This window comes from Baekduia sp. (assembly GCF_035996765.1).
GTDB lineage: Bacteria > Actinomycetota > Thermoleophilia > Solirubrobacterales > Solirubrobacteraceae > Baekduia.
Genome location: NZ_DASYJG010000006.1, coordinates 34,695 through 53,355 on the forward strand (window position 1 = coordinate 34,695; position 18,661 = coordinate 53,355).

19 protein-coding genes are annotated in these 18,661 nt (G+C 70.2%); 4 read left to right on the top strand and 15 right to left on the bottom strand.

From position 1 onward, the window contains the following. Positions 1-17: 17 nt before the first annotated feature. The 3 genes from VGO10_RS00905 to VGO10_RS00915 all read left to right on the top strand — a co-directional run bounded on the left by VGO10_RS00905 (position 18) and on the right by VGO10_RS00915 (position 2,837). A complete protein-coding gene (locus VGO10_RS00905; protein ID WP_327464198.1) occupies positions 18-344 on the top strand; it encodes a hypothetical protein in 327 nt (108 codons plus the stop codon). Between the two features lie 16 nt (positions 345-360). Further along, positions 361-1,356 (top strand): 23S rRNA (adenine(2503)-C(2))-methyltransferase RlmN, encoded by a 996-nt coding sequence (rlmN, locus tag VGO10_RS00910; protein ID WP_327464199.1) that lies wholly within the window; start codon positions 361-363, stop codon positions 1,354-1,356. 95 nt (positions 1,357-1,451) lie between these two features. Next, a complete protein-coding gene (locus VGO10_RS00915; RefSeq protein ID WP_327464200.1) occupies positions 1,452-2,837 on the top strand; it encodes an ankyrin repeat domain-containing protein in 1,386 nt (461 codons plus the stop codon). A 499-nt stretch (positions 2,838-3,336) separates the two neighbouring features. On the opposite strand, the gene scpB is transcribed toward VGO10_RS00915, so the two are convergent. The 3 genes from scpB to trpS all read right to left on the bottom strand — a co-directional run bounded on the left by scpB (position 3,337) and on the right by trpS (position 5,982). Continuing rightward, positions 3,337-4,134: an SMC-Scp complex subunit ScpB gene (gene scpB, locus VGO10_RS00920; RefSeq protein WP_327464201.1), complete on the bottom strand. Its 798-nt coding sequence runs from the start codon at positions 4,132-4,134 to the stop codon at positions 3,337-3,339. Next, positions 4,131-4,907 (bottom strand): segregation and condensation protein A, encoded by a 777-nt coding sequence (locus VGO10_RS00925; protein WP_327464202.1) that lies wholly within the window; start codon positions 4,905-4,907, stop codon positions 4,131-4,133. Before VGO10_RS00925 ends, scpB begins: the two co-directional genes overlap by 4 nt. Positions 4,908-4,971: 64 nt before the next feature. Beyond that, positions 4,972-5,982: a tryptophan--tRNA ligase gene (gene trpS, locus VGO10_RS00930; protein WP_327464203.1), complete on the bottom strand. Its 1,011-nt coding sequence runs from the start codon at positions 5,980-5,982 to the stop codon at positions 4,972-4,974. 56 nt (positions 5,983-6,038) lie between these two features. On the opposite strand from trpS, the gene VGO10_RS00935 reads away from it, so the two are divergent. Further along, the gene (locus VGO10_RS00935; protein WP_327464204.1) at positions 6,039-6,563 is read left to right on the top strand and encodes a DUF1360 domain-containing protein; all 525 of its coding nucleotides are present in this window, start codon (positions 6,039-6,041) and stop codon (positions 6,561-6,563) included. A gap of 65 nt (positions 6,564-6,628) precedes the next feature. On the opposite strand, the gene gcvPB is transcribed toward VGO10_RS00935, so the two are convergent. From gcvPB to VGO10_RS00995, 12 genes are all read right to left on the bottom strand, one after another. Further along, positions 6,629-8,107 carry an aminomethyl-transferring glycine dehydrogenase subunit GcvPB gene (gcvPB, locus tag VGO10_RS00940; RefSeq protein WP_327464205.1) on the bottom strand — a complete coding sequence of 493 codons (1,479 nt, stop codon included), beginning with the start codon at positions 8,105-8,107 and terminating at the stop codon, positions 6,629-6,631. Between the two features lie 101 nt (positions 8,108-8,208). Then, the gene (gcvPA, locus tag VGO10_RS00945; protein WP_327464206.1) at positions 8,209-9,594 is read right to left on the bottom strand and encodes an aminomethyl-transferring glycine dehydrogenase subunit GcvPA; all 1,386 of its coding nucleotides are present in this window, start codon (positions 9,592-9,594) and stop codon (positions 8,209-8,211) included. Positions 9,595-9,610: 16 nt separating this feature from the next. Next, positions 9,611-9,997 carry a glycine cleavage system protein GcvH gene (gene gcvH, locus VGO10_RS00950; RefSeq protein ID WP_327464207.1) on the bottom strand — a complete coding sequence of 129 codons (387 nt, stop codon included), beginning with the start codon at positions 9,995-9,997 and terminating at the stop codon, positions 9,611-9,613. Between the two features lie 11 nt (positions 9,998-10,008). Beyond that, positions 10,009-11,085, bottom strand: a complete 1,077-nt coding sequence (gcvT, locus tag VGO10_RS00955) for a glycine cleavage system aminomethyltransferase GcvT (RefSeq protein WP_327464208.1) — start codon at positions 11,083-11,085, stop codon at positions 10,009-10,011. A 48-nt stretch (positions 11,086-11,133) separates the two neighbouring features. Continuing rightward, complete coding sequence (locus VGO10_RS00960; protein WP_327464209.1) at positions 11,134-11,631, bottom strand: ferritin; 498 nt, start codon at positions 11,629-11,631, stop codon at positions 11,134-11,136. 339 nt (positions 11,632-11,970) lie between these two features. After that, positions 11,971-13,104 carry a hypothetical protein gene (locus VGO10_RS00965; protein ID WP_327464210.1) on the bottom strand — a complete coding sequence of 378 codons (1,134 nt, stop codon included), beginning with the start codon at positions 13,102-13,104 and terminating at the stop codon, positions 11,971-11,973. Between the two features lie 85 nt (positions 13,105-13,189). Next, complete coding sequence (locus tag VGO10_RS00970) at positions 13,190-13,315, bottom strand: hypothetical protein (RefSeq protein ID WP_327464211.1); 126 nt, start codon at positions 13,313-13,315, stop codon at positions 13,190-13,192. 198 nt (positions 13,316-13,513) lie between these two features. Then, on the bottom strand, positions 13,514-14,590 hold the full coding sequence (ftsZ, locus tag VGO10_RS00975) for a cell division protein FtsZ (RefSeq protein ID WP_327464213.1): 1,077 nt from the start codon (positions 14,588-14,590) through the stop codon (positions 13,514-13,516). Positions 14,591-14,796: 206 nt separating this feature from the next. Continuing rightward, positions 14,797-15,624 (bottom strand): cell division protein FtsQ/DivIB, encoded by an 828-nt coding sequence (locus VGO10_RS00980; RefSeq protein WP_327464215.1) that lies wholly within the window; start codon positions 15,622-15,624, stop codon positions 14,797-14,799. Between the two features lie 81 nt (positions 15,625-15,705). Further along, positions 15,706-16,995, bottom strand: coding sequence for a UDP-N-acetylmuramate--L-alanine ligase (locus VGO10_RS00985; RefSeq protein WP_327464217.1), 1,290 nt, complete (start codon positions 16,993-16,995; stop codon positions 15,706-15,708). Next, positions 16,992-18,020: an undecaprenyldiphospho-muramoylpentapeptide beta-N-acetylglucosaminyltransferase gene (murG, locus tag VGO10_RS00990; protein WP_327464219.1), complete on the bottom strand. Its 1,029-nt coding sequence runs from the start codon at positions 18,018-18,020 to the stop codon at positions 16,992-16,994. The genes VGO10_RS00985 and murG overlap by 4 nt, the downstream gene beginning before the upstream one ends. Further along, a partial coding sequence (locus tag VGO10_RS00995) for an FtsW/RodA/SpoVE family cell cycle protein (protein WP_327464221.1) occupies positions 17,980-18,661 on the bottom strand: 682 nt, incomplete at its 5' end. The genes murG and VGO10_RS00995, both read right to left, overlap by 41 nt.

The window sequence follows — 18,661 nt, forward strand, 5'->3', positions numbered from 1 at the left end:
CTGACATCCTTCAGCGCATGCCGCTCGACTTCGACGCCGTCATCCGCTGGCTCACCCAGCACCTCGGCGTGCGCGTGATGCTGGCGATGCAAGGCGCCGGGAACACCGCGATGAGCGTGACCGGGCACCTGCTGCGCGTCGACGACGGCGAGATCACGCTCATCGACCCGTCGCCGGGGCGCATCGAGGTGTTCTCGGTCGGTGGCGCGACCATCGTCCTGCTCGAGGGCGATTTCGAGCAGGCGGGCACGACGGACTTCGGGACCGGCGGCGCGCCCATCGTGCAGGCGTCCTTCGGGGAGGTCGTCGTGACCTTCGCCGAGCTGCCCGTCGGGCAGGGCTAGCCTGTGGGACCGCCCCATGGACCTTGAGCTCCTCGACAGCACCCTGACCAACCTCGGCCAGCCGCCCTTCCGCGCCAAGCAGGTGTGGGAGTGGACGGCGCGTGGGACGGCGTCGTATGAGGCGATGACCAACCTGCCGGCGGCGGTGCGATCCGAGCTGACCGACCGCGTGCCGTTCTCGACGCTCGAGGTCACCAACGAGGCCCATTCCAAGGACGGCACGATCAAGGCCTTGTTCTCGACGCGCAAGGACGGCCGGCCCGTCGAGGCCGTGCTGATGCGCTACCGCGACGGGCGGCGTTCGTTGTGCTTGTCCTCGCAGTCGGGCTGCCCGCTGACCTGCACCTTCTGCGCGACCGGCACGATGAAGTTCGGGCGCAACCTGACGGTGAGCGAGATCCTCGACCAGGCGCTGCACTTCCGCCGCATCGAGGAGGTCGACCACGTCGTCTTCATGGGCATGGGCGAGCCGATGATGAACCTCGACAACGTGCTCGAGGCCTGCCGGCGACTGCCCGACGTCGGCGTGTCACATCGGCGCACGGCGATCTCGACGGTCGGCTGGAAGCCGGGCATCGAGGCGCTGACCGAGAGCGACATGCCGATCCGGCTGGCCTTGTCGTTGCACGCCGCCGACGAGTCGCTGCGCTCGCAGATCATGCCGGTCAACGACCGCTATCCGCTGGCGGAGGTGCTCGCGGCATGCGATCGCTTCTATGACGTCAAGAAGCGCATGATCTTCATCGAGTACGTGATGCTCAAGGGGGTCAACGACTCCTATACGCAGGCCGTGCAGCTCGCGGACGTGCTCGATCCCAAGAAGTACAAGATCAACCTGATCCCCTACAACCCGACCGGGACCTACGACGGCTCGGGGCGCGAGGCGATCGGCGCGTTCAAGGCCGCGCTCGAAGAGCACGGGATCGGCGCGACCGTCCGGCTGACCCGCGGCCAGGACATCGACGCCGCCTGCGGGCAGCTGGCCGCCAAGGCCCTGGCCTCGGCCTCCTAGCGGCGCGGGCTGCGTCGAGGGACGACTGATGGTTGCTATCGGACCATCAGTCGTCCCTCGACGCCGCTGGGGCAGGGCTCGCTAGGTTGAGCGGGATGCCCGCGCTGACCCTCGACGCCCTCCACCGCGAGGCCCGCGAGTTGGAGCGCGCGCACCGGCGCGGCGATCCGGAGGCGCTGGCGCGCGTCGCGCCGTTTCGCCCGGACGCGGCCAAGCCGCTCAAGGACGCCGGCGCGCTGCTGGTCATCGCCCGCGAGCGCGGCTTCCCGACGTGGGTCAAGTTGCAGTCCTACGTCGAGCGGCTCGACCTCGGTGGCGAGGGCCTGGAGCACGCCTTCCACACCGACATGGAGTACTACGAGGGGCGCGCCGACGGACTGCTCGCCTCGGCGCAGGACCGGACGCCGAGCGCTGCCGCGGCGTTCGAGGGCGAGCGGGTGGAGATGACGCCGGCGGGCGCGCGCGTGGTCGTCGCGCAACGCCATGGCTTTGCCAGCTGGTCTGCGCTGCGCCGCCACGTCGAGGGGCTGGCCGAGAGCGGCGAGCCGTTCGCGCGCGCCTATCGCGCGCTTGAGGAGCGTCGACATGATGATCTTGCGGCGTTGTTGGGGCAGTTCCCCGAGCTGGCGACGGCGCGCGGGACCAACGGCAACGCGTTGATCAACATGACCTCGGATGCCGAGACACTCCGTGTGCTGTTGGACGCGGGCGCTGATGTCGCCCATCTCAACGCCCATGGCTGGACGCCGCTGCATCAGGCCGCCTACGGCAACCGCGGTGACTTGGCCCGGCTGCTGCTCGAGGCGGGCGCCCCGGCGGATGTGTCAGCACGGGGCGCAGGCGGCACGCCGTTGATCGTCGCGCTGTTCTGGGGCCATCGCGAGGTGGTCGACGACGTGCTGCTCGCGGCCGGGCGCCACCCGGGCAACCTGCGCGTCTCGGCCGGCACCGGCGATGTGGAGACGATCGGCGAGATGGTGTCGGCCGATGGCATCGTCAGCGAGGCGGCGGGCGCGCTGCGCGGCTTCTATCGGCCGCATGGTGGCTTTCCGGCGTGGGCGCCTGCTGACGACCCGCAGGAGATCGTCGACGAAGCGCTGTCGTGGGCCGCGCGCGCCGATCGGGTCGAAGCGCTCTCGCTGCTGGTGGAGCGGGGCGCGCGGGTCGACGCGGACGTCTACCGGGGCACCGCGCTGACGTGGGCGGCGGCCAATGGGCGCGTGGCGGCGATCGCTGCGCTGGTCGAGTTGGGCACCGACGTGAACGCCCGCGGGACCTTCGGCGGTCCGACGCACGGCGAGGGTGTCACCGCGCTGCACATCGCAGCGCAGGCTGGGCAGACGGCGGCCGTCGAGGTCTTGTTGGCTGCCGGCGCCGACCCAACGTTGCGCGACGCGCTGTATGACGGCCCGGCCTCGGGATGGGCGGCGCAGGGCGGGCACGCGGCGCTTGCGGCACTGCTGCGCCAGCGCGAGGGATAGCCCGGGGCGCCGCACGCGTCGGCGGCGCTCAGTGCGAGCGCTGGTCGTGCCGCGCGGCCTGTTTCGTTGGCAGCGAGGAGTGAGCGTGTCGGGCGCCGCGTGGCGCCGGGGGTCGTCCGCCTGCGCCCGGGGCCGGGCGATTTCAAGGCCGACCGCGGGTCATTCGTATCTAAGTGCTCTCCGCGAGCACCTATCTACGAACGACCCGGTAGGTACTAGCCACGGTCGGCACCGAGACGTTGCGATGCAACGCCCAGGTGGCATCCGTCTCCGGCCCAAGATGCGGGTCGAGTTGACCGGCGCATCACCCGATAACTCGACCCGGACCACGCGGGCCGACGATTCAGGCCCGAACGCCCCCGGTGTGCACGAAGCAAGCCCAGCCACACCAGCCACGGCTGCGCCGCCTCACGGCTTCTCGCCCTCGGTGCCAAACGAACCACGCTCCGCGCCACGACCCGCTACGTGCTGAGCGCCATGAGAGCTCGCGCCGAGAAGGTTAGGCCGCGTCGTCCTCGCCAGTTGGAGGCTCGTCGCCCTCGTCGAGCGGCGGCTCACCGTCCTCGACCGGCGGCTCATCGTCGTCGAAGACGACCTCCGCCTCGGCCTCTTCGGCCTCCGCATCGGCCACCGGCGTCAGTCCCGCAGCCGCCGGGTCCGCGCCATCGCCCTCGATTGGGCTCTCGGGCACCTCATCCTCCACCGACCCCTGCGTGGGCGGCGTCGCGCCGGCCCGTGCCTCGCCCGCACGCAGCAGGCGCTCGCGCAGGTCGGCCTCTTCCTCGGGCGACGGATCCCACTCCTCGATGTCGGGCAGGTCGTCGAGGGAGGCCATCCCGAAGAGCTTGAGGAAGAGCGAGGTCGTGCGGTAAAGCACGGCGCCGAAGGGCGAGCGGCCGGATTCCTCGATCAGCCCGCGCTCCAGCAGCGTGCCGGCGGCTGAGTCGGCGCTGACGCCGCGGATGCGCGTGATCTCCGGGCGTGAGACCGGCTGCAGGTAGGCGACGATCGCCAGCGTCTCGGCCTGGGCGGGCGACAGCGGCGGCGTCCGCGGCTTGGAGAGCAGCCGCCGCGCGGCCTGCTCGGTGTCGGCCGCCGTGGCCAGCGTCCAGCCGCCGGCCAGCTCGCGCAGCTCCAACCCGCGCTGGCCCGGGGCGAACGCCTCGCCCAGCTCGGTCAGCGCCTCGCTCAGCGCTTCCTCCTCACACTCACAGGCGGCGAGCAGCTCCATCTCCGTGACCGGCTCGGCCGAGAGAAACAGCAGCGCCTCGACGGTGCGGGCAAGCGGCGACGTCACGCCGCAGCGCCCGCGGCCGCGGGCACCAAGCCTTCAGCCGCGGGTGGACGGGCCGATATCTCGATCTCGCCAAACGGCTCGTCCTGGCACCACGTCGCCTCGCCCTGCTTGTAGAGCTCCAGCAGCGCGAACAAGGTCACGCAGACCGTCGCGCGGTCGGCGCCCCGGACCGCCTCTTCGAAGGTTGTGCGCGAGCCCGAGCGCAGCAGCCGGCGCAGGTGCGCCAGGCGGTCGGCAACCGACACGCGCGGGATCGTCAGATGGCGGATGTCCACCCGCGGCGGCATCGCCAGCATGCTGCCGATCGCGCGGCCGAGACGGGCCGGCTTGTACACGCCCTCGAGATCGACGACCTCGGTCACCCGCAGGTGCTCGGGCAGCGGCGCGCTGCGGAAGCGCACGCCGTCCTCTCCGCGCAGCTTCTCGATCAGGTGGAGCGCGGCGGAGCGGTAGCGCTTGGCCTCGAGCATCCGGGCCAGCAGCTCCTCGGCGGCGATGTCGGGCTCGAAGTCCAGCAGCTCTTCGTCCTCGCGCGGCAGCATCAGGCGCGACTTCAGCTCCAGGAGCGCGGCGATGAGCACCAGGAACTCGGTGGCGACCTCGAGGTCGAGCTCGCCGCGAGACTCCAGGACGTCGATGTAGGAGAGGACGACATCGGCCAGGTCCACCTCCAGCAGGTCGACCGCCTCGCGGAGGACCAGCGTCAGCAGGAGGTCGAATGGGCCCGTGAAGACCTCGAGGTCGAGCTCGAGCTCGGCGACCAGGGTGCTCATACCGGCAAGACCGTAGCGACCGGCCCCGACGCCCTCGCCGAGTCTGCCCGCATTCTGCGGAGATTCAGCCCCGCGGGCCGACGCCGATCGCTTGGCGGACGTCCGCCAGCGTGTCCCGGGTGATCTCGCGCGCCTTGGCGGCGCCCGCGGCGAAGATCGCCTCGAGAACGTCCTCGTCGGCCCGCAGCGCGGTGTAGCGATCGCGCACGGGGTCCAGGAGCGCGTTGACCGCCTCCGCCGTGGCCACCTTCAGGTCGCCGTAACCGCGCGCGTCAGCTAGCGACGCCTCGACTTCGGCAAACGACGTGCCGCGGGCGGCCGCAAGGATGTCGATCAGGTTCGACACGCCCGGCTTGCTCGGGTCGCGCACGATCCGCGGCGGGTCATCGGAGTCGGTCACGGCGCGCTTGAACTTCTTCTCGACCGTCTTGGCGTCATCGAGCACGTAAACCGTGCCCTCCGGCGAGCCACTGGTGGTCGACATCTTCGACGTCGGGTCCTGGAGGTCCATGATCCGCGCGCCGAGCTCCGGGATCTTCAGCTCGGGCACGACGAGGATCTCGCCGAAGCGGTCGTTGAAGCGCTGGGCGACGTCGCGCATCAGCTCGACGTGCTGGCGCTGGTCGTCGCCGACCGGGACCTCGTTGGCGCGGTAGGCCAGCACGTCGGCGGCCATCAGCACCGGGTAGGTGAAGAGGTCGGCGGAGACGAGGTCACGCTGACGTGCCGACTTCTCCTTGAACTGGTGCATGCGGTTGAGGTCGCCGTGCGCGGTGACGGCGCCCATGTGCCACGCCAGCTCGGTGTGCTCGGGGATGTCGCTCTGGCGGATGAAGATGCACTGCTCGGGATCGAGGCCAGCGGCGAGCAGGATCGCGGCGGTGTCATAGACGCGCTCGCGCATCTCCACCGGATTCCACGGCACCGTCATCGCGTGGAGGTCCACGACGCAGAAGATCGCGATGTCACCGGCAGCCGCCGCACGGTGCTGACCCTCGACGTACTGCACGATCGCCCCGATGTAATTGCCGAGGTGCTTACGGCCGGTGGGCTGGATCCCACTGAAGATGCGCATCGGGGCGGAGTCTATGAAGCGGCCGGGGCGGGTAGTCGCGTGAGAACGTGGATCCCGTGAGCAAGACCCCGACGAAGCCGATCGACTACGCCGCGCTCAGCGCTGGGTATGGCGCGCTGACCGGTGCGTTGTTGGTGGCGGCGCGAGCGAAGGAGGCGCAAGCGATCCGGCCGGGTGAGCTACCGGTGATGGGACTCGCCACGTTCGCGCTGGCCAAGCTAATCGCCAAGGAGAAGGTCGACTCGTGGGTGCGGGAGCCGTTCCTAGAGGAGGGGCCGAACGGTGAGCGGCGACCGAAGGGACGGCGCCTGCGCTACGCCGTCGGCGAGCTGCTGAGCTGCACGCGCTGTGTCGGCTCGTGGAGCGCGCTGGGGCTCGTCGGGATGCGGCTGCTGCGCCCGCGCGAGGCACAGGTCGTCCTCCCCGTCCTCGCGCTGGCCGCCGCCAACGACTGGCTGCAGACCGGCTTCACGACGCTCTGCGCCGAGGCCAACGTGGTCCAGAAGCGCACCCAGACGCCGACCGAGGCCGGCGACGACGCCAATGTCACGCGCTTCGAGCGCCCTCGCACCTCGCCCTAGCCGTCGAGGGACGACTGATGGTCGCTATCCGGCCATGAATCGTCCCTCGATGGCCCGGAGGGTGGCTAAAGCGGCTGGCGGATGATGGGCGTCTTGGCCGCGCGGGCCTCGTCGAGGCGGCGCACGGGCGTGGTGTAGGGCGCGTTCTGGGCGATGAGCGGGTCGCCGTCCGCTTCCTTGAGGATCTTCGCGATCGCCTCGGCGAAGCCGTCGAGCGTCTCGCGCGTCTCGGTCTCGGTCGGCTCGACCAGCAGCGCCTCGTCGACGAGCAGCGGGAAGTAGACCGTCGGCGGGTGGTAGCCGTGGTCGAGCAGCCGCTTGGCGAGGTCGAGCGTCTTGATGCCGAGGTCCTTCTTCATCGGCGCCCCGGACAGGACGAACTCGTGCATGCAGCCGTCGCCGAACGCCAGCGGCAGCTTGTCGGCCACGCCGTGCTCGGTCAACTTCGCCAGCAGGTAGTTGGCGTTCAACACCGCGGTCTCCGACGCGTCCGTCAGCCCCTCGCCGCCCAGCGAGCAGATGTAGGCGTAGGAGCGCACGAAGCACCCGTAGTTGCCCTGGAACCCGCGCAGGCGACCGATGGACTTCTCGTAGCCGTGGTCGTCGAGGTTGAAGACCCCGTCATCGCCGCGCACGATCCGCGGGTTCATCAGGTAGGGCTTCATCCGCTCGCTCACCGCGATCGGCCCCGAGCCCGGGCCGCCGCCGCCGTGCGGCTGCGTGAAGGACTTGTGCAGGTTGAAGTGCACGATGTCGAAGCCCATGTCGCCCGGGCGCGCCTTGCCCATAATGGCGTTCAGGTTCGCGCCGTCGTAGTAGAGCGTCGCCCCCACGTCGTGGACGATCTTGGCGATCTCGGTGATGTTGGGGTCGAAGATCCCCAAGGTGTTGGGGTTGGTCAGCATCAGGCAGGCGACCGTGTCGTCGGCCTTGGCCCGCAGGTCGTCGAGGTCGACGCCGCCGTCGGGGTTCGTGCCGACCTTGACCACCGTCATGCCCGCCATCGTCACCGTCGCCGGGTTGGTCCCGTGGGCGGTGTCAGGCGTCAGGACCTTCGTCCGGACCTGCCCGCGGTCCTCGTGGAACGCCCGCGTCAGCAGGACGCCCGCAAGCTCGCCGTGCGACCCGGCGCTCGGCTGCAGCGAGACGTGCGGCAGGCCGGAGACCTCGCCCAGCGCGCGCTCGAGGTTGTGCATCAACTCCAGCGCGCCCTGCGAGCGCTCCGGCGCCTGCAGCGGATGCAGCCGGGCGTGGCCCGGCAGCGAAGCGACCCGCTCATGCAACCGCGGGTTGTGCTTCATCGTGCAGGATCCGAGCGGGTAAAAGCCCGTGTCGAGATCGAAGTTGCGACGCGAGAGCTTGACGTAGTGGCGCACCAGCTCGGGTTCGCTCACCTCCGGCAGCCGCGCGGCCGCGTCGCGGCGGAAGGCCGGGGGCAGCAACTTGGTGGCCTCGACCTCGGGCACGTCCAGCGCGGGCGCCACAAAGGCCCGGCGCCCCGCGGCGCCCTTCTCGAAGATCGTCGTTGCACGGTCGCGCTGCATCGGTGTTGCACCTTCACTCGACACTGGAATCTCGTGATGAGGCCCACCCACCCGCGCCTCGATCCCCGGATCGCCGTGGAGCTTGTTGTCGTTGAAGGTCGTCATGCCGACGCCCCCACGGCCGCAGAGCGCTCTGCGGCAACGGCAGTACCAAGCACCTCGACCAGCGTGTCGATATCCGCCTTCGAGCGCTGCTCGGTCAAGGCCACCAACAACCCATCCGGGAACTCGTCGTAGTCGCGGCCCAGCGCGTAGCCGGGGTTGACGCCCGCGTCCTGGCAGCGGCGGATCACCGCGCCGACGTCGGCGCCTCCCAAGGACAAGGCGAACTCGCGGACGACCGGCTGCTCGTGCAGGGCGGTCACGCCGTCCAAGGCCACCAACTGCTCGCGCGCGTAGTGCGTGCGCTGCAGCAGCAGCTCGCCCAGCTCGACGAGCCCCTGCTTGCCCAGCCACGTCAGGTACACGACGCCCGCCAGCGCATTCAAAGCCTGTGCCGTGCAGATGTTCGACGTGGCCTTCTCGCGGCGGATGTGCTGCTCGCGCGTCTGCAGCGTCAAGACAAAGCCGCGGCGGCCGTCGGCGTCGACGGTCTCCCCCGCGATCCGCCCCGGCATCCGTCGCAAGTACGCCTCGGTCGCGGCGAAGAAGCCGAACGACGGGCCGCCGAAGTCCAGGCGGTTGCCGAGCGTCTGGCCCTCGCCGACACAGACGTCCACCCCGCACTCGCCGGGTGGCTTCAAGACGCCCAGCGGAATCGGATCGTACTGCCCAACCACCACGGCCGGCGAGTCCTTCGCAGCCGCAGCCAAGGCCGCCGCATCCTCGACCGCGCCCAGGAAGTTCGGCTGCTGGAAGAAGACCGCGCCGGTCTCCCCGTCGATCGCCTCGGCCCACGCGGCCGCATCGGTCACGCCGTCCTTCAACGGCACCTCGACGATCTCCGCGCCGAAGCCGTGCGCGTAGGTCGCCAGCGTCTCGCGCGAGTGCGGATGCAGCCCGCGCGACACCACGAACTTTGGCTTGCCGTTGGCCAGCCGCGCGAGATACCCGGCCGAAGCAACCGCGCTCGGCCCCTCATAGACCGACGCATTTGACACCGGCAGCCCCGTCAGCTCCGAGATCGCCGTCTGGTACTCGAACATCGCCTGCAAGTTCCCCTGGGAAACCTCAGGCTGATACGGCGTGTAGGGCGTCAGGAACTCCGACCGTCCCAACAACATGTCGATGACCGCCGGGACGTAGTGGTCGTACATCCCGGCGCCCAGGAACGTGATCTCGTCCTCGGCGCTGACGTTCTTGCGGGCGAGCTCCCGCAGATGCCCGTAGACCTCCTGCTCAGGCAGACCCGCGGGCAGGTCCAGCGCACGCCCGAGCCGCACGTCGGCGGGGATCTGACGATCAAACAGCTCCTGGACGGAGCTGACGCCGATCGCGGAGAGCATCTCTGCGAGATCGGCATCGGTGACGGCGGTGTACTGCGTCAAGAGCGTCCTTCGGGAATTAGGAGAGCGTCGCCTCGTAGGCGCCGGCGTCGAGCAGGCCATCGGTCTCCGAGGAATCGGAGAGCTTGACCTTGACCATCCAGCCGTCGCCGTAGGGGTCGTTGTTGATGTTCTCGGGCGTGTCGCCGAGGCCGAGGTTGACCTCGATGATCTCGCCGCTCAGCGGCGCGACGACATCGGAGACCGCCTTGACGGACTCGACCTCGGCGTAGGACTCGCCGGCGGTGACCGTCGAGCCGACCTCGGGCGGATCGAAGAAGACGACCTCGCCCAGGGCGTCCTGGGCAAACCAGGTGATCCCGAAGACGGCGGTGCCGTCGTCGATCCTGGCCCAGTCGTGCTCGGGGTGGTAGAGCAGTTCGGTGGGGTAGCTCGCGTCAGCCATGGCGCGGCAGCCTACTTCTTGTAGAGGGGCTTCTTCGCGACGGTCGCGGCGCGCTGCTTGCCGCGGACGTCGATCTGGATCTCGGTGCCTTCGGCGGCCATCGCCGCGGGTACGTAGGCCATGCCGATCCCGATCTCCAGCGAGGGCGACATCGTGCCCGACGTCACCTCGCCGCCACCGACGACCGGATTGCCCTGGCGGGCGATGCCGGAGGCCATCGTGAAGGCGATGAGCTGTTCGGAGGGTCCGGCCTCGCGGACGGCGCGCACCGCGTCAGACCCGATGAAGCCCGTCTCCTCCTTGCACGCCCAGCCGAGGCCGGCCTCGATCGGCCCGCGCTCCTCCATCAGGTCGTTGCCGTAGAGGTGGTAGTTGACCTCCAGGCGCAGCGTGTCGCGGGCGGCAAGGCCGGCGGGCACGGCGCCGCGGCGGACGACCTCGTCCCAGATCATCGGCGCATCGGCGGGCGCGATCAGCAGCTCGACGCCGTCCTCGCCGGTGTAGCCGGTGCCGCAGACCAGGACCCGCTGACCGCGCAGCAGGCGGTGGCGGCAGGTGAAGCGATCGGGCAGGGGGCCGTCGGCCAATGCCTGGACGATCTCGCGCGCCTGCGGGCCCTGCACGGCGAGCATCGCGTACTGGTCGTGGGCGTCGGTCACCGTCACGTCGAAGGCCTCGGCCTGCTTGAGGAACCACGCGAGGTCCTTGTCGTGGTTGGACGCGTTGGTGACCGTCAAGAACGAGTCGGCGCCGAGGCGGTAGGTGAAGAGGTCGTCAAGGACGCCGCCGTCCTCGCGGCAGAGCACCGAGTACTGGGCGCCGCCGGTCTGCAGCTTGGTGATGTCGTTGCTGAGGATGTGCTGCAAGAACGCCTCGGCCTCCGGACCCGACGTGGCGATCTCGCCCATATGAGAGACGTCGAAGACGCCGGCGGTCGCGCGCGTGGCGAGGTGCTCGGCCTTCACGCCGTCGCCGTACTGGACGGGCATCTCCCACCCCGCGAACGGGACGAGCTTGGCCCCGGCGGCGACGTGCTTGTCGTAGAGCGGGGTGCGCTTGAGCGCGGTATCGGCGGAAGCGGCGGCCACGCGGCGAGGCTAGCAGCGCGCCGCGCGGACCCCGCCCCGCCCGGCCCCTCAGTCCTTGTGGTCGCCCGGCGTCTCGCGGGCGAGGTACTCCTCGAGCAGCATCGGCACGCTGGCGGTCCGCTCGGCGACCGCGAGCAGATCCGACATCGAGGACTCCTCCTCGGTCTGCTCTTCCAAAAACCAGTCCAGGAACTGCTCGCTGCGGTAGTCCGTGGTCTCGCGGGCGACCTCGAAGAGCTCGCTGATCGCCACGGTGACCGACTTCTCCTGGTCCAGCGCGAGCCGGATCGGGGCGACGTGGTCCTCGAAGTTGGTGCGCGGCGCGTCGACCCCGGTGAAGTTCACGGGCGAGTTGGTGTCCAACAGGTAGTTGACCATCTTGAGCGCGTGCTCCCGCTCTTCCTCGGCCTGCTTGTAGAAGAACGCGGCGAGCTGCGGGTAGGTCTCGCCGGCGTAGTAGGCGCCGATGGCCGTGTACTGATGGGCCGCGGCGAACTCCCGCGAGACCTGGGAGTTGAGGGCGTCGACGAAGCGCTCGGAAGGCATGCCGCGACCCTACAACGCGGCACCATCGCACTCCACCGCCGTCCAGCGTATTAGGGACTCCTACGAAAGCTTAGGGCGCCCTACGAAGCTTGCTACGCTTGGCGTGCTGATGTCTCCGACGACGCGCTGCTGCCGCTCTTGCCCGCGCTGTGACGACTGCCCTGTGCTCGTCGCCGCCACGGCACGCGCACGCCGTTGTGAGACGACAACGCTCAGCTCCCTCGTCGACGAAGTTTTCGCCGGCGTCGGCCTTCCGGGCCGCACGCTGCCCGAGTCGGTCACGCGTACGCTCGAGTCGCTGGACGCTGCGCGTCGCGGCTCGGCGGTCGCTGCTGCGTCCTAGTTGTCTTCGCCCAGCGGCCCAGCGGCGGGGAGCGGCTCGCACTGCTCGAGCGCCCACCCGACCGAATCGAGGAACTGCCGGCGCGAAGCCGGGTTCACCAGCACGTCGAGCGCCAGGTTCGGCCGCTTGCCGGCGGCATCGGGCGGAAGGTCGAAGCCCTCGATGGCCGCGACCCGGTCGACGTAGCCCTGGCGCAGCGCCTGGCTGGAGAACGGCGCGTAGTCGGCCATGCGGACGAACGGCAGCTCCAGCCAGCCGCTGCTGTAGAGCACGAGCGGGAAGGCGCGCAGCTCGCCGTTCTGGATGCCGAACTGGATCGAGCCGTCGGTCCCACCGTGGCCGAAGCGCCACGCCAGGCCGGGTTGCTGATCTGCCCAGTCGAGGATGTCGTTGACCGCGGCCACGATCCCGGCGGGCTGCTTGGACGCGAGCTCTTCCAGGAACGACAGCCGGTCCCAGCGGCGGACCTTGCGCGTGCCCTTGGTCACCTTTGCCTTCTCGGTGTTGCCCAGCACCGTCGGCACCACGATCGTCTGGTTGCCGTCCGGGTCGAGGTACTGCTTGACCTCGATGGCCAGCACCTCGCAGTCGGTGAGCTGCTCGTTGAGAAACTCAACGGTCGCGCGCAGCCTGGCGGGAATGGCGTCGGCGACGAAGATCAGGCGCAGGTGGCGGCCGTGGAGGTTCTCGCGGACGCGCTGCCAGAAGCCCTCAGGATCGCTGGTGAGCCTGCCGATCTCTTCGACATCGTCCAGCCCTTCGGCGACGCAGCGCGCCGTGAGCCACTCCTTGAGCTGCTCGACCGTCCAGTTCGCGGCCCCGGTGGCGTAGTCGAGCATCTGGCCCACGACCTCCCGGCGGATCCTCGTGTCGGTCGAGCGCTTGACCTCCACGAGCACCGGGACGCCATCGGCGTCGAGGAACAGGTGGTCCACCACACCGTGGGAGGCGACGTCCTGATCGTCATAGACCGACGCCTCGCGACGGACGAGCAGCAGCGACCCGCCCTCGTCGCCCGCGAGCGTCTTCGGGTGCTGGGCGATCAGCTCCTGCAGCACCGCCTCGGTCTTGTATGGCGCCTCGGTCAGCTGCACCAGCCGACCATCGTGGTTGAGGAAGATCCCAGGCATCGTCGCTCCGATCAGTGCTGTGGCCAGCTGTGGGCCGGCAGGACGACGCGCCGCATCGGCGCTTTCACGACCGAGAGGAGGCGCGTCAGTTGTCCTGCGTGCTCTTCGTGGGGTACGGACGGACGAGGAAGTCTGTGAGAAGCTCGTCGCGCGACTCCTCGGTGCTCAACTCAAGCTGGGCCAGCAGCTCCGCGAGCTCATCCGTTGTCATGTCTTGCATTGCGTGCGTCCTTGCGGGGTGACGAAGCCAGAACGGGCGTTCTGCACACATTGTCGTCACTTCCGGTGTTCGGCGCCATCCCCGGTTCTTGGGATTTTGCGTCCGACGGAGGACCCGGAACCTGGTCCTCCGTCGTGGTCAGACCTCTTGTCGACCTTCAGTGCGTCCGCTTGCGGACCGTTCGGCGAGCTACCGCAGGAACGGCGGGATGTCGATCTCGTCGTCGCGGATCTCGAGCGATTCGCGCTCGACCCGCGGTGAGCGATCACGACGACGCGCGCTGTCGCGCGTCTCCTCGCGGGCCTGACGCGGCCGCGCGCGACCGTGATCAAAGCCCGTGGCGATGACCGTGACGCGGACCTCGTCGCCCAGCGACTCGTCGATGACCGAGCCGAAGATGATGTTGGCGTTCGCGTCGGCCGCGCCCTGGACGATCTCGGCCGCCTCGTTGATCTCGAACAGCCCGATGTCCGGGCCGCCCGTGATGTTGAGCAGGATGCCCGTGGCGCCCTCGACCGACTGCTCCAGCAGCGGGCTGGAGATCGCGACCTTGGCGGCGTCGGCCGCGCGGGTCTCGCCACCGGACTGGCCGATGCCCATGAGCGCGGATCCGGCGTCGGCCATGATCGTGCGGACGTCGGCGAAGTCGAGGTTGATGAGGCCCGGGATCGTGATCAGATCTGTGATGCCCTGGACGCCCTGACGGAGGACGTTGTCAGCCTCTTTGAACGCCTCGAGGATCGTCGTGCGCCGCTCGACGAGCGCCAGCAGCTTCTCGTTCGGGATCACGATCAGCGTGTCGACCACGTCGCGGAGGCGCTGGACGCCTTCCTCGGCCTGGCGCATGCGCTGCGTGCCCTCGAACTCGAACGGCTTGGTGACGACGCCCACGGTGAGGGCGCCGATCTCGTTCTTGGCGATCTCGGCGATGACGGGGGCCGCACCGGTGCCGGTGCCGCCACCCTCGCCGGCCGTGACGAAGACCATGTCGGCGCCCTTCAGCGCCTCCTTGATGTCGTCGCGCGACTCGGCCGCCGCGCCGAAGCCGACGTCGGGGTTCGCACCCGCCCCGAGCCCCTTGGTGAGCTCGTGGCCGATGTTGAGCTTGATGTCGGCGTCGCACATTGCGAGCGCCTGCGCGTCGGTGTTCGCGGCCACGAACTCGACGCCGCGCAGACCGGCGTCGACCATGCGATTGACCGCATTGGTCCCACCGCCGCCGACGCCGACGACCTTGATGACCGCGAGGTAGCTGCCGCTTTCCATGTGCTTGAAGTTCCTGTCCGACCCTCTAGGTAGCGTCGAGAGTTCCTGGCGCTTGTGCGCCACTCCCGACCGATGCACCGTACGCATCGGCATTCTTGGGTGTCAACGCCAAGTCTAGAGCGCAATCTTGCTTGCAGTTTGCGGAAGTCTGTAGTTGCCCTTGAGACTTACGGTGTTCCGTAGGCTCAAGCTGAGGTTGAGGTTGGCTATGGGGTGGTGCCCGCCGCCGGCACCGCCGACGTGGTCGTCTGCGCCGGATCGGCGGCGTTGACCGCGTCCGGATCGCGCTGCAAAGTGGGGTCCTCCAGCCCCCCGGCGGCAGGGCGCTCGGGGTAGCGGAGATCAAGGTAGGTGGCGCCGGCGGAGCCCTTGTCGGCCAGCACGGCCGAGGCGGCTGCCCACTTGGCGGCGAGCCGATCGGCGCCGCCGAAGCGCAGGTCCGGACCGTCTTGGAGGACGAGCGTGAGGCCGCCCTGCTTGGTCGAGGAGGCGCGCAGGACGCGGTCGCGAAGCGCCGGCGGAGCCGCCGCGAGGGCGGCGATGGCCTGGCGTGCGACCGGATCGATGACGTGGTCGCCACCGGGGACCACGTTGACCGGGACCGTCGGAAGTTGGCGCTGCTCCGCGCCTCGCAGCAGGCGTCCGTCCCCTGCGACCGGCGTCTTCTCGCCGCCGGCCACGACCACCGCGACGGGTGTGTTCTCGATGATCGTGATCTTCAGGCCATGCGGGAAGTCGGAGGCGACCTTGAGGTCTTTGACGACCGGATACGGCTCGACGACCGAGCGCAGCTGGTCGGTCCGCACATGCAGCGTCGTCATGTCGCGAGCGGCGTTTTCGAGCTGCGCGGTGACGCGTCCGGTCTCGGGTCCGGAGAGGCCGGTGACCGTGACGTGCTTGACCGCGACGAGCTGGGAGTCGCGGAACCACAGGAACCCTGCGATCAGCAGGGCGATCAGGGCAAGGGCCCAGACGGCGGTCCGCGGCAGTCGCGGAACGCTGCGGACCCGCGGCATGGCGGCGGCGCGGTGCATCCGGGTGGGAGGTTCGCCGCGGCGCGGCGGTTACCTGCATGGGTTGTCGCCCGGTGTCGGCGTGCGTGGACCCGCGCTGCCTCAGCGCACCAGCGCGCGACCCAGGGAGTCGACGTCGCCCGCGCCCATGACGAGCACAAGATCGCCGGCGCGCAGCCGCGGTCCCAGGACGGCTGATGCCTCGTCGAACGTCGGCAGCCAGTAGACCGTGCGCCCGCCGGCCGCGTCGGCGGCGGCCTCGGCGATCAGCTTGCCCGATACGCCAGGGAAATCCTCGGCGCGCTCGCGGGCCGGGTAGACGTCCAGCGCGACGGCCACGTCGGCTTGCGCGAGCGCGGCACCGAACTCGCGGTGGAGCTCTTGCGTCCGGCTGAACAGATGCGGCTGGAAGACCGCGATCAGCCGCCGCGGCTCCAGCGACCGCGCCGCCGCGATCGTCGCCGCGACCTCGGTCGGGTGGTGGGCGTAGTCGTCGACGACGAGCGCGCCGCGCGCGGTCTCCCCCAGCCGCTCGAATCGGCGCCCGGCACCGGCAAAGGTCGCCAGCGCGGCGACGACAGCGTCGAGATCCGCCGCATCCGCGACGCGGATCGCCTCCAACGCCGCGGCGGCGTTGCGCGCGTTGTGGGCGCCGGGGACCTGCAGGACGATCTCGTGGCCGCGCCACGTGAAGCGCGAGCCGCCCGGCTCCAGGACGAGGTCCTCGGGAGCGAAGGCGGTGTCGCCGTCGCGCGCCAGCTCGGGCGCGACGACGCGCGCCGGCGCCGCGGCGCGGAAGCTGTCGAAGACCTCGTTGAGCTGCGTCAGCGACCCATAGGTCGCGTGGTGGTCGAGCTCGATGTTCAGCACGACCGCCACGTCGACGTCGAGCGCGAGCATCGAGCGGTCGGACTCGTCGGCCTCGACCACGAGCCACTCCCCCGCGCCCCAATCCGCGTTCTCACCGGTCGTCCGCAGCGCGCCGCCGATCAAGTAGCCCGGCTGCGCACCGGCGCCCAGCAGCGCGTGCGCGACCATCGACGTCGTCGTCGTCTTGCCGTGGGCACCGGCGACCGCGATCACGCGCTTGCGCTGGGTGAGCTCGCGCAGCAGCTCGGCCCGCGGGAGCGCGCGCGCGACCCGCTCCGGGTTGTCGGCGGCGATCGCGGTCGAGACGAAGACGTCGGCGCCGTCGGGCACGTTGGCGGCGTCGTGGCCGACGAAGACCGTGACACCGAGCGCCCGGAGCTTGTCCAGCGCCGGCGACTCCGCGCGATCCGAGCCGCTGACCGTCGCGCCGAGCTGCGTCGCCACACGCGCCCAACCGCTCATCCCTGCCCCGCCGATCCCGACGAGGTGGATCTTCCGGCCGGCCCACGGAGCCTCGGTCACCGGCGCGACTCCGCTGCGGCGAGGACCTCGCGTGCGATGTCGCGCGCCGCGTCGGGCCGTGCCAGGCCGCGGGAGGCCTCCGCCATCGCCGCCAGCCGCGCCGGGTCGCCGAGCAGGGCACGGACCTCGTCGTTCAGGCGTTGGGCCGTCAGCTCCGCGTCCGGCACGACCACGGCCGCACCGGCATCGACCATCCAGCGTGCGTTGGCGGTCTGGTGGTCAGCAGCTGCGTGCGGATAGGGCACGAGGATCGCCGGCAGGCCGTGGGCAGCGACCTCGAAGATCGAGCCCCCCGCGCGCGCCACCGTCAGGTCGGCCGCCGCGAGCGCGTCGCCGAAGGGCGTGATGTACTCGCGCAGGTCATAGGACGCGGGCGGCGACGACCCCAGCCGCTGACGCAGCGCCTCGTAGTCGCGCGTCCCGCAGGCGTGCAGGACCCGGAACGGCGCGTCGCGGAAGGCGTCGACCGCCGCCTCGTTGATCGACCGCGCGCCCAAGGAGCCGCCGAAGACCAGCACGCAAGTGTCGGTCGCGCCCAGGCCGAAGCGCGCGCGCGCGGCCTCGCGGTCCGTCACCGCCGTCGGCACCGGCCGCCCCGTCACGCGGTACTTCTCCCCCACCCGCCCCTCCAACGGAAACGCCAGGCAGACGCGGCGCGCGAACCGCGCGAGCAGCCGGTTGGTCAGGCCGAGATGGCTGTCGGCCTCGGTCAGCACGAGCGGGATGCGACCCGCCGCGGCCGCCGCGCCGACCGGTCCGGCGACGTATCCCCCGCCGCCCATCACGGCGTCCGGGCGCACGTCGCGGATGATCTTCTGCGCGGTGCGCATCGCGGTCGCCGCCAGCACCGCACCGCGCGCGGCCTTCAGCGGGTTGGTCCGCGACAGGCCTTGCACCGCGATGTGGCGCAGCTCGTAGCCGGCCTCGGGAACCAACGTCTTCTCAGCCCGTTCGCCGCCGACGAAGACGACGCGTGCACCGGCCTCAGCCTGCAGCGCGTCGGCGACTGCCAGCGCTGGAACCACGTGTCCGGCTGTCCCGCCGGCCGCGATCAGAATCGTTGGTGCCATTCCTCCGGGACCCTGCCACATCGGGGACGACGCGCAGCTTGACGTTCCCGCCGCCCGCGACGTTCAGCAGGACGCCCATCCCGACGAGCAACACGATGAGGTTGGTCGACCCGTAGGAGATGAACGGCAGCGGCACGCCGGTCAGCGGCGCCAGGCCGAGGACCGTGAAGACGTTGAGCATCGCCTGGCTCAAGAAGAGCGACGTGATGCCGGCGGCCAGCAGCTTGGCGTAGGTGCCGCGGGCGTTCTTGGCGACCCGCAGGCCGGCGTAGGCGACCAACGCGTACAGGAACAGGATCCCGCAGATCCCGACGACGCCGAGCTCCTCCCCGACGATGGCCAGGATGAAGTCCGTGTGGGCCTCGGGCAAGAACAGGTTCTTCTGCAGCGACTCGCCGAGCCCGCGGCCGAACAGGCCGCCGGAGCCGATCGCGATCTGGCCCTGGACCGACTGGAAGCCCTCGTTGCCAGCGTGGGCCCATGGGTCCAGGAACGTCATCAGCCGGTCGCGCCGGTAGGACGCGGTCATGGCGTACATCAACACGAGGCCGGCCCCGGCGCCGCCGGCGGTCGCCAGCCAGCGGATCGGCATGCCC

What these genes read in the sequence shown, in the direction of transcription:
- gcvH (WP_327464207.1), bottom strand. Translation starts at nt 9,997, where the DNA reads ATGGCTGACGCGAGCTACCCCACCGAACTGCTCTACCACCCCGAGCAC.
- rlmN (WP_327464199.1), top strand. Translation starts at nt 361, where the DNA reads ATGGACCTTGAGCTCCTCGACAGCACCCTGACCAACCTCGGCCAGCCG.
- VGO10_RS00915 (WP_327464200.1), top strand. Translation starts at nt 1,452, where the DNA reads ATGCCCGCGCTGACCCTCGACGCCCTCCACCGCGAGGCCCGCGAGTTG.
- VGO10_RS00905 (WP_327464198.1), top strand. Translation starts at nt 18, where the DNA reads ATGCCGCTCGACTTCGACGCCGTCATCCGCTGGCTCACCCAGCACCTC.
- ftsZ (WP_327464213.1), bottom strand. Translation starts at nt 14,590, where the DNA reads ATGGAAAGCGGCAGCTACCTCGCGGTCATCAAGGTCGTCGGCGTCGGC.
- trpS (WP_327464203.1), bottom strand. Translation starts at nt 5,982, where the DNA reads ATGCGCATCTTCAGTGGGATCCAGCCCACCGGCCGTAAGCACCTCGGC.
- gcvPB (WP_327464205.1), bottom strand. Translation starts at nt 8,107, where the DNA reads ATGCAGCGCGACCGTGCAACGACGATCTTCGAGAAGGGCGCCGCGGGG.
- VGO10_RS00970 (WP_327464211.1), bottom strand. Translation starts at nt 13,315, where the DNA reads ATGACAACGGATGAGCTCGCGGAGCTGCTGGCCCAGCTTGAGTTGAGC.
- VGO10_RS00980 (WP_327464215.1), bottom strand. Translation starts at nt 15,624, where the DNA reads ATGCACCGCGCCGCCGCCATGCCGCGGGTCCGCAGCGTTCCGCGACTG.
- VGO10_RS00925 (WP_327464202.1), bottom strand. Translation starts at nt 4,907, where the DNA reads ATGAGCACCCTGGTCGCCGAGCTCGAGCTCGACCTCGAGGTCTTCACG.
- VGO10_RS00965 (WP_327464210.1), bottom strand. Translation starts at nt 13,104, where the DNA reads ATGCCTGGGATCTTCCTCAACCACGATGGTCGGCTGGTGCAGCTGACC.
- VGO10_RS00960 (WP_327464209.1), bottom strand. Translation starts at nt 11,631, where the DNA reads ATGCCTTCCGAGCGCTTCGTCGACGCCCTCAACTCCCAGGTCTCGCGG.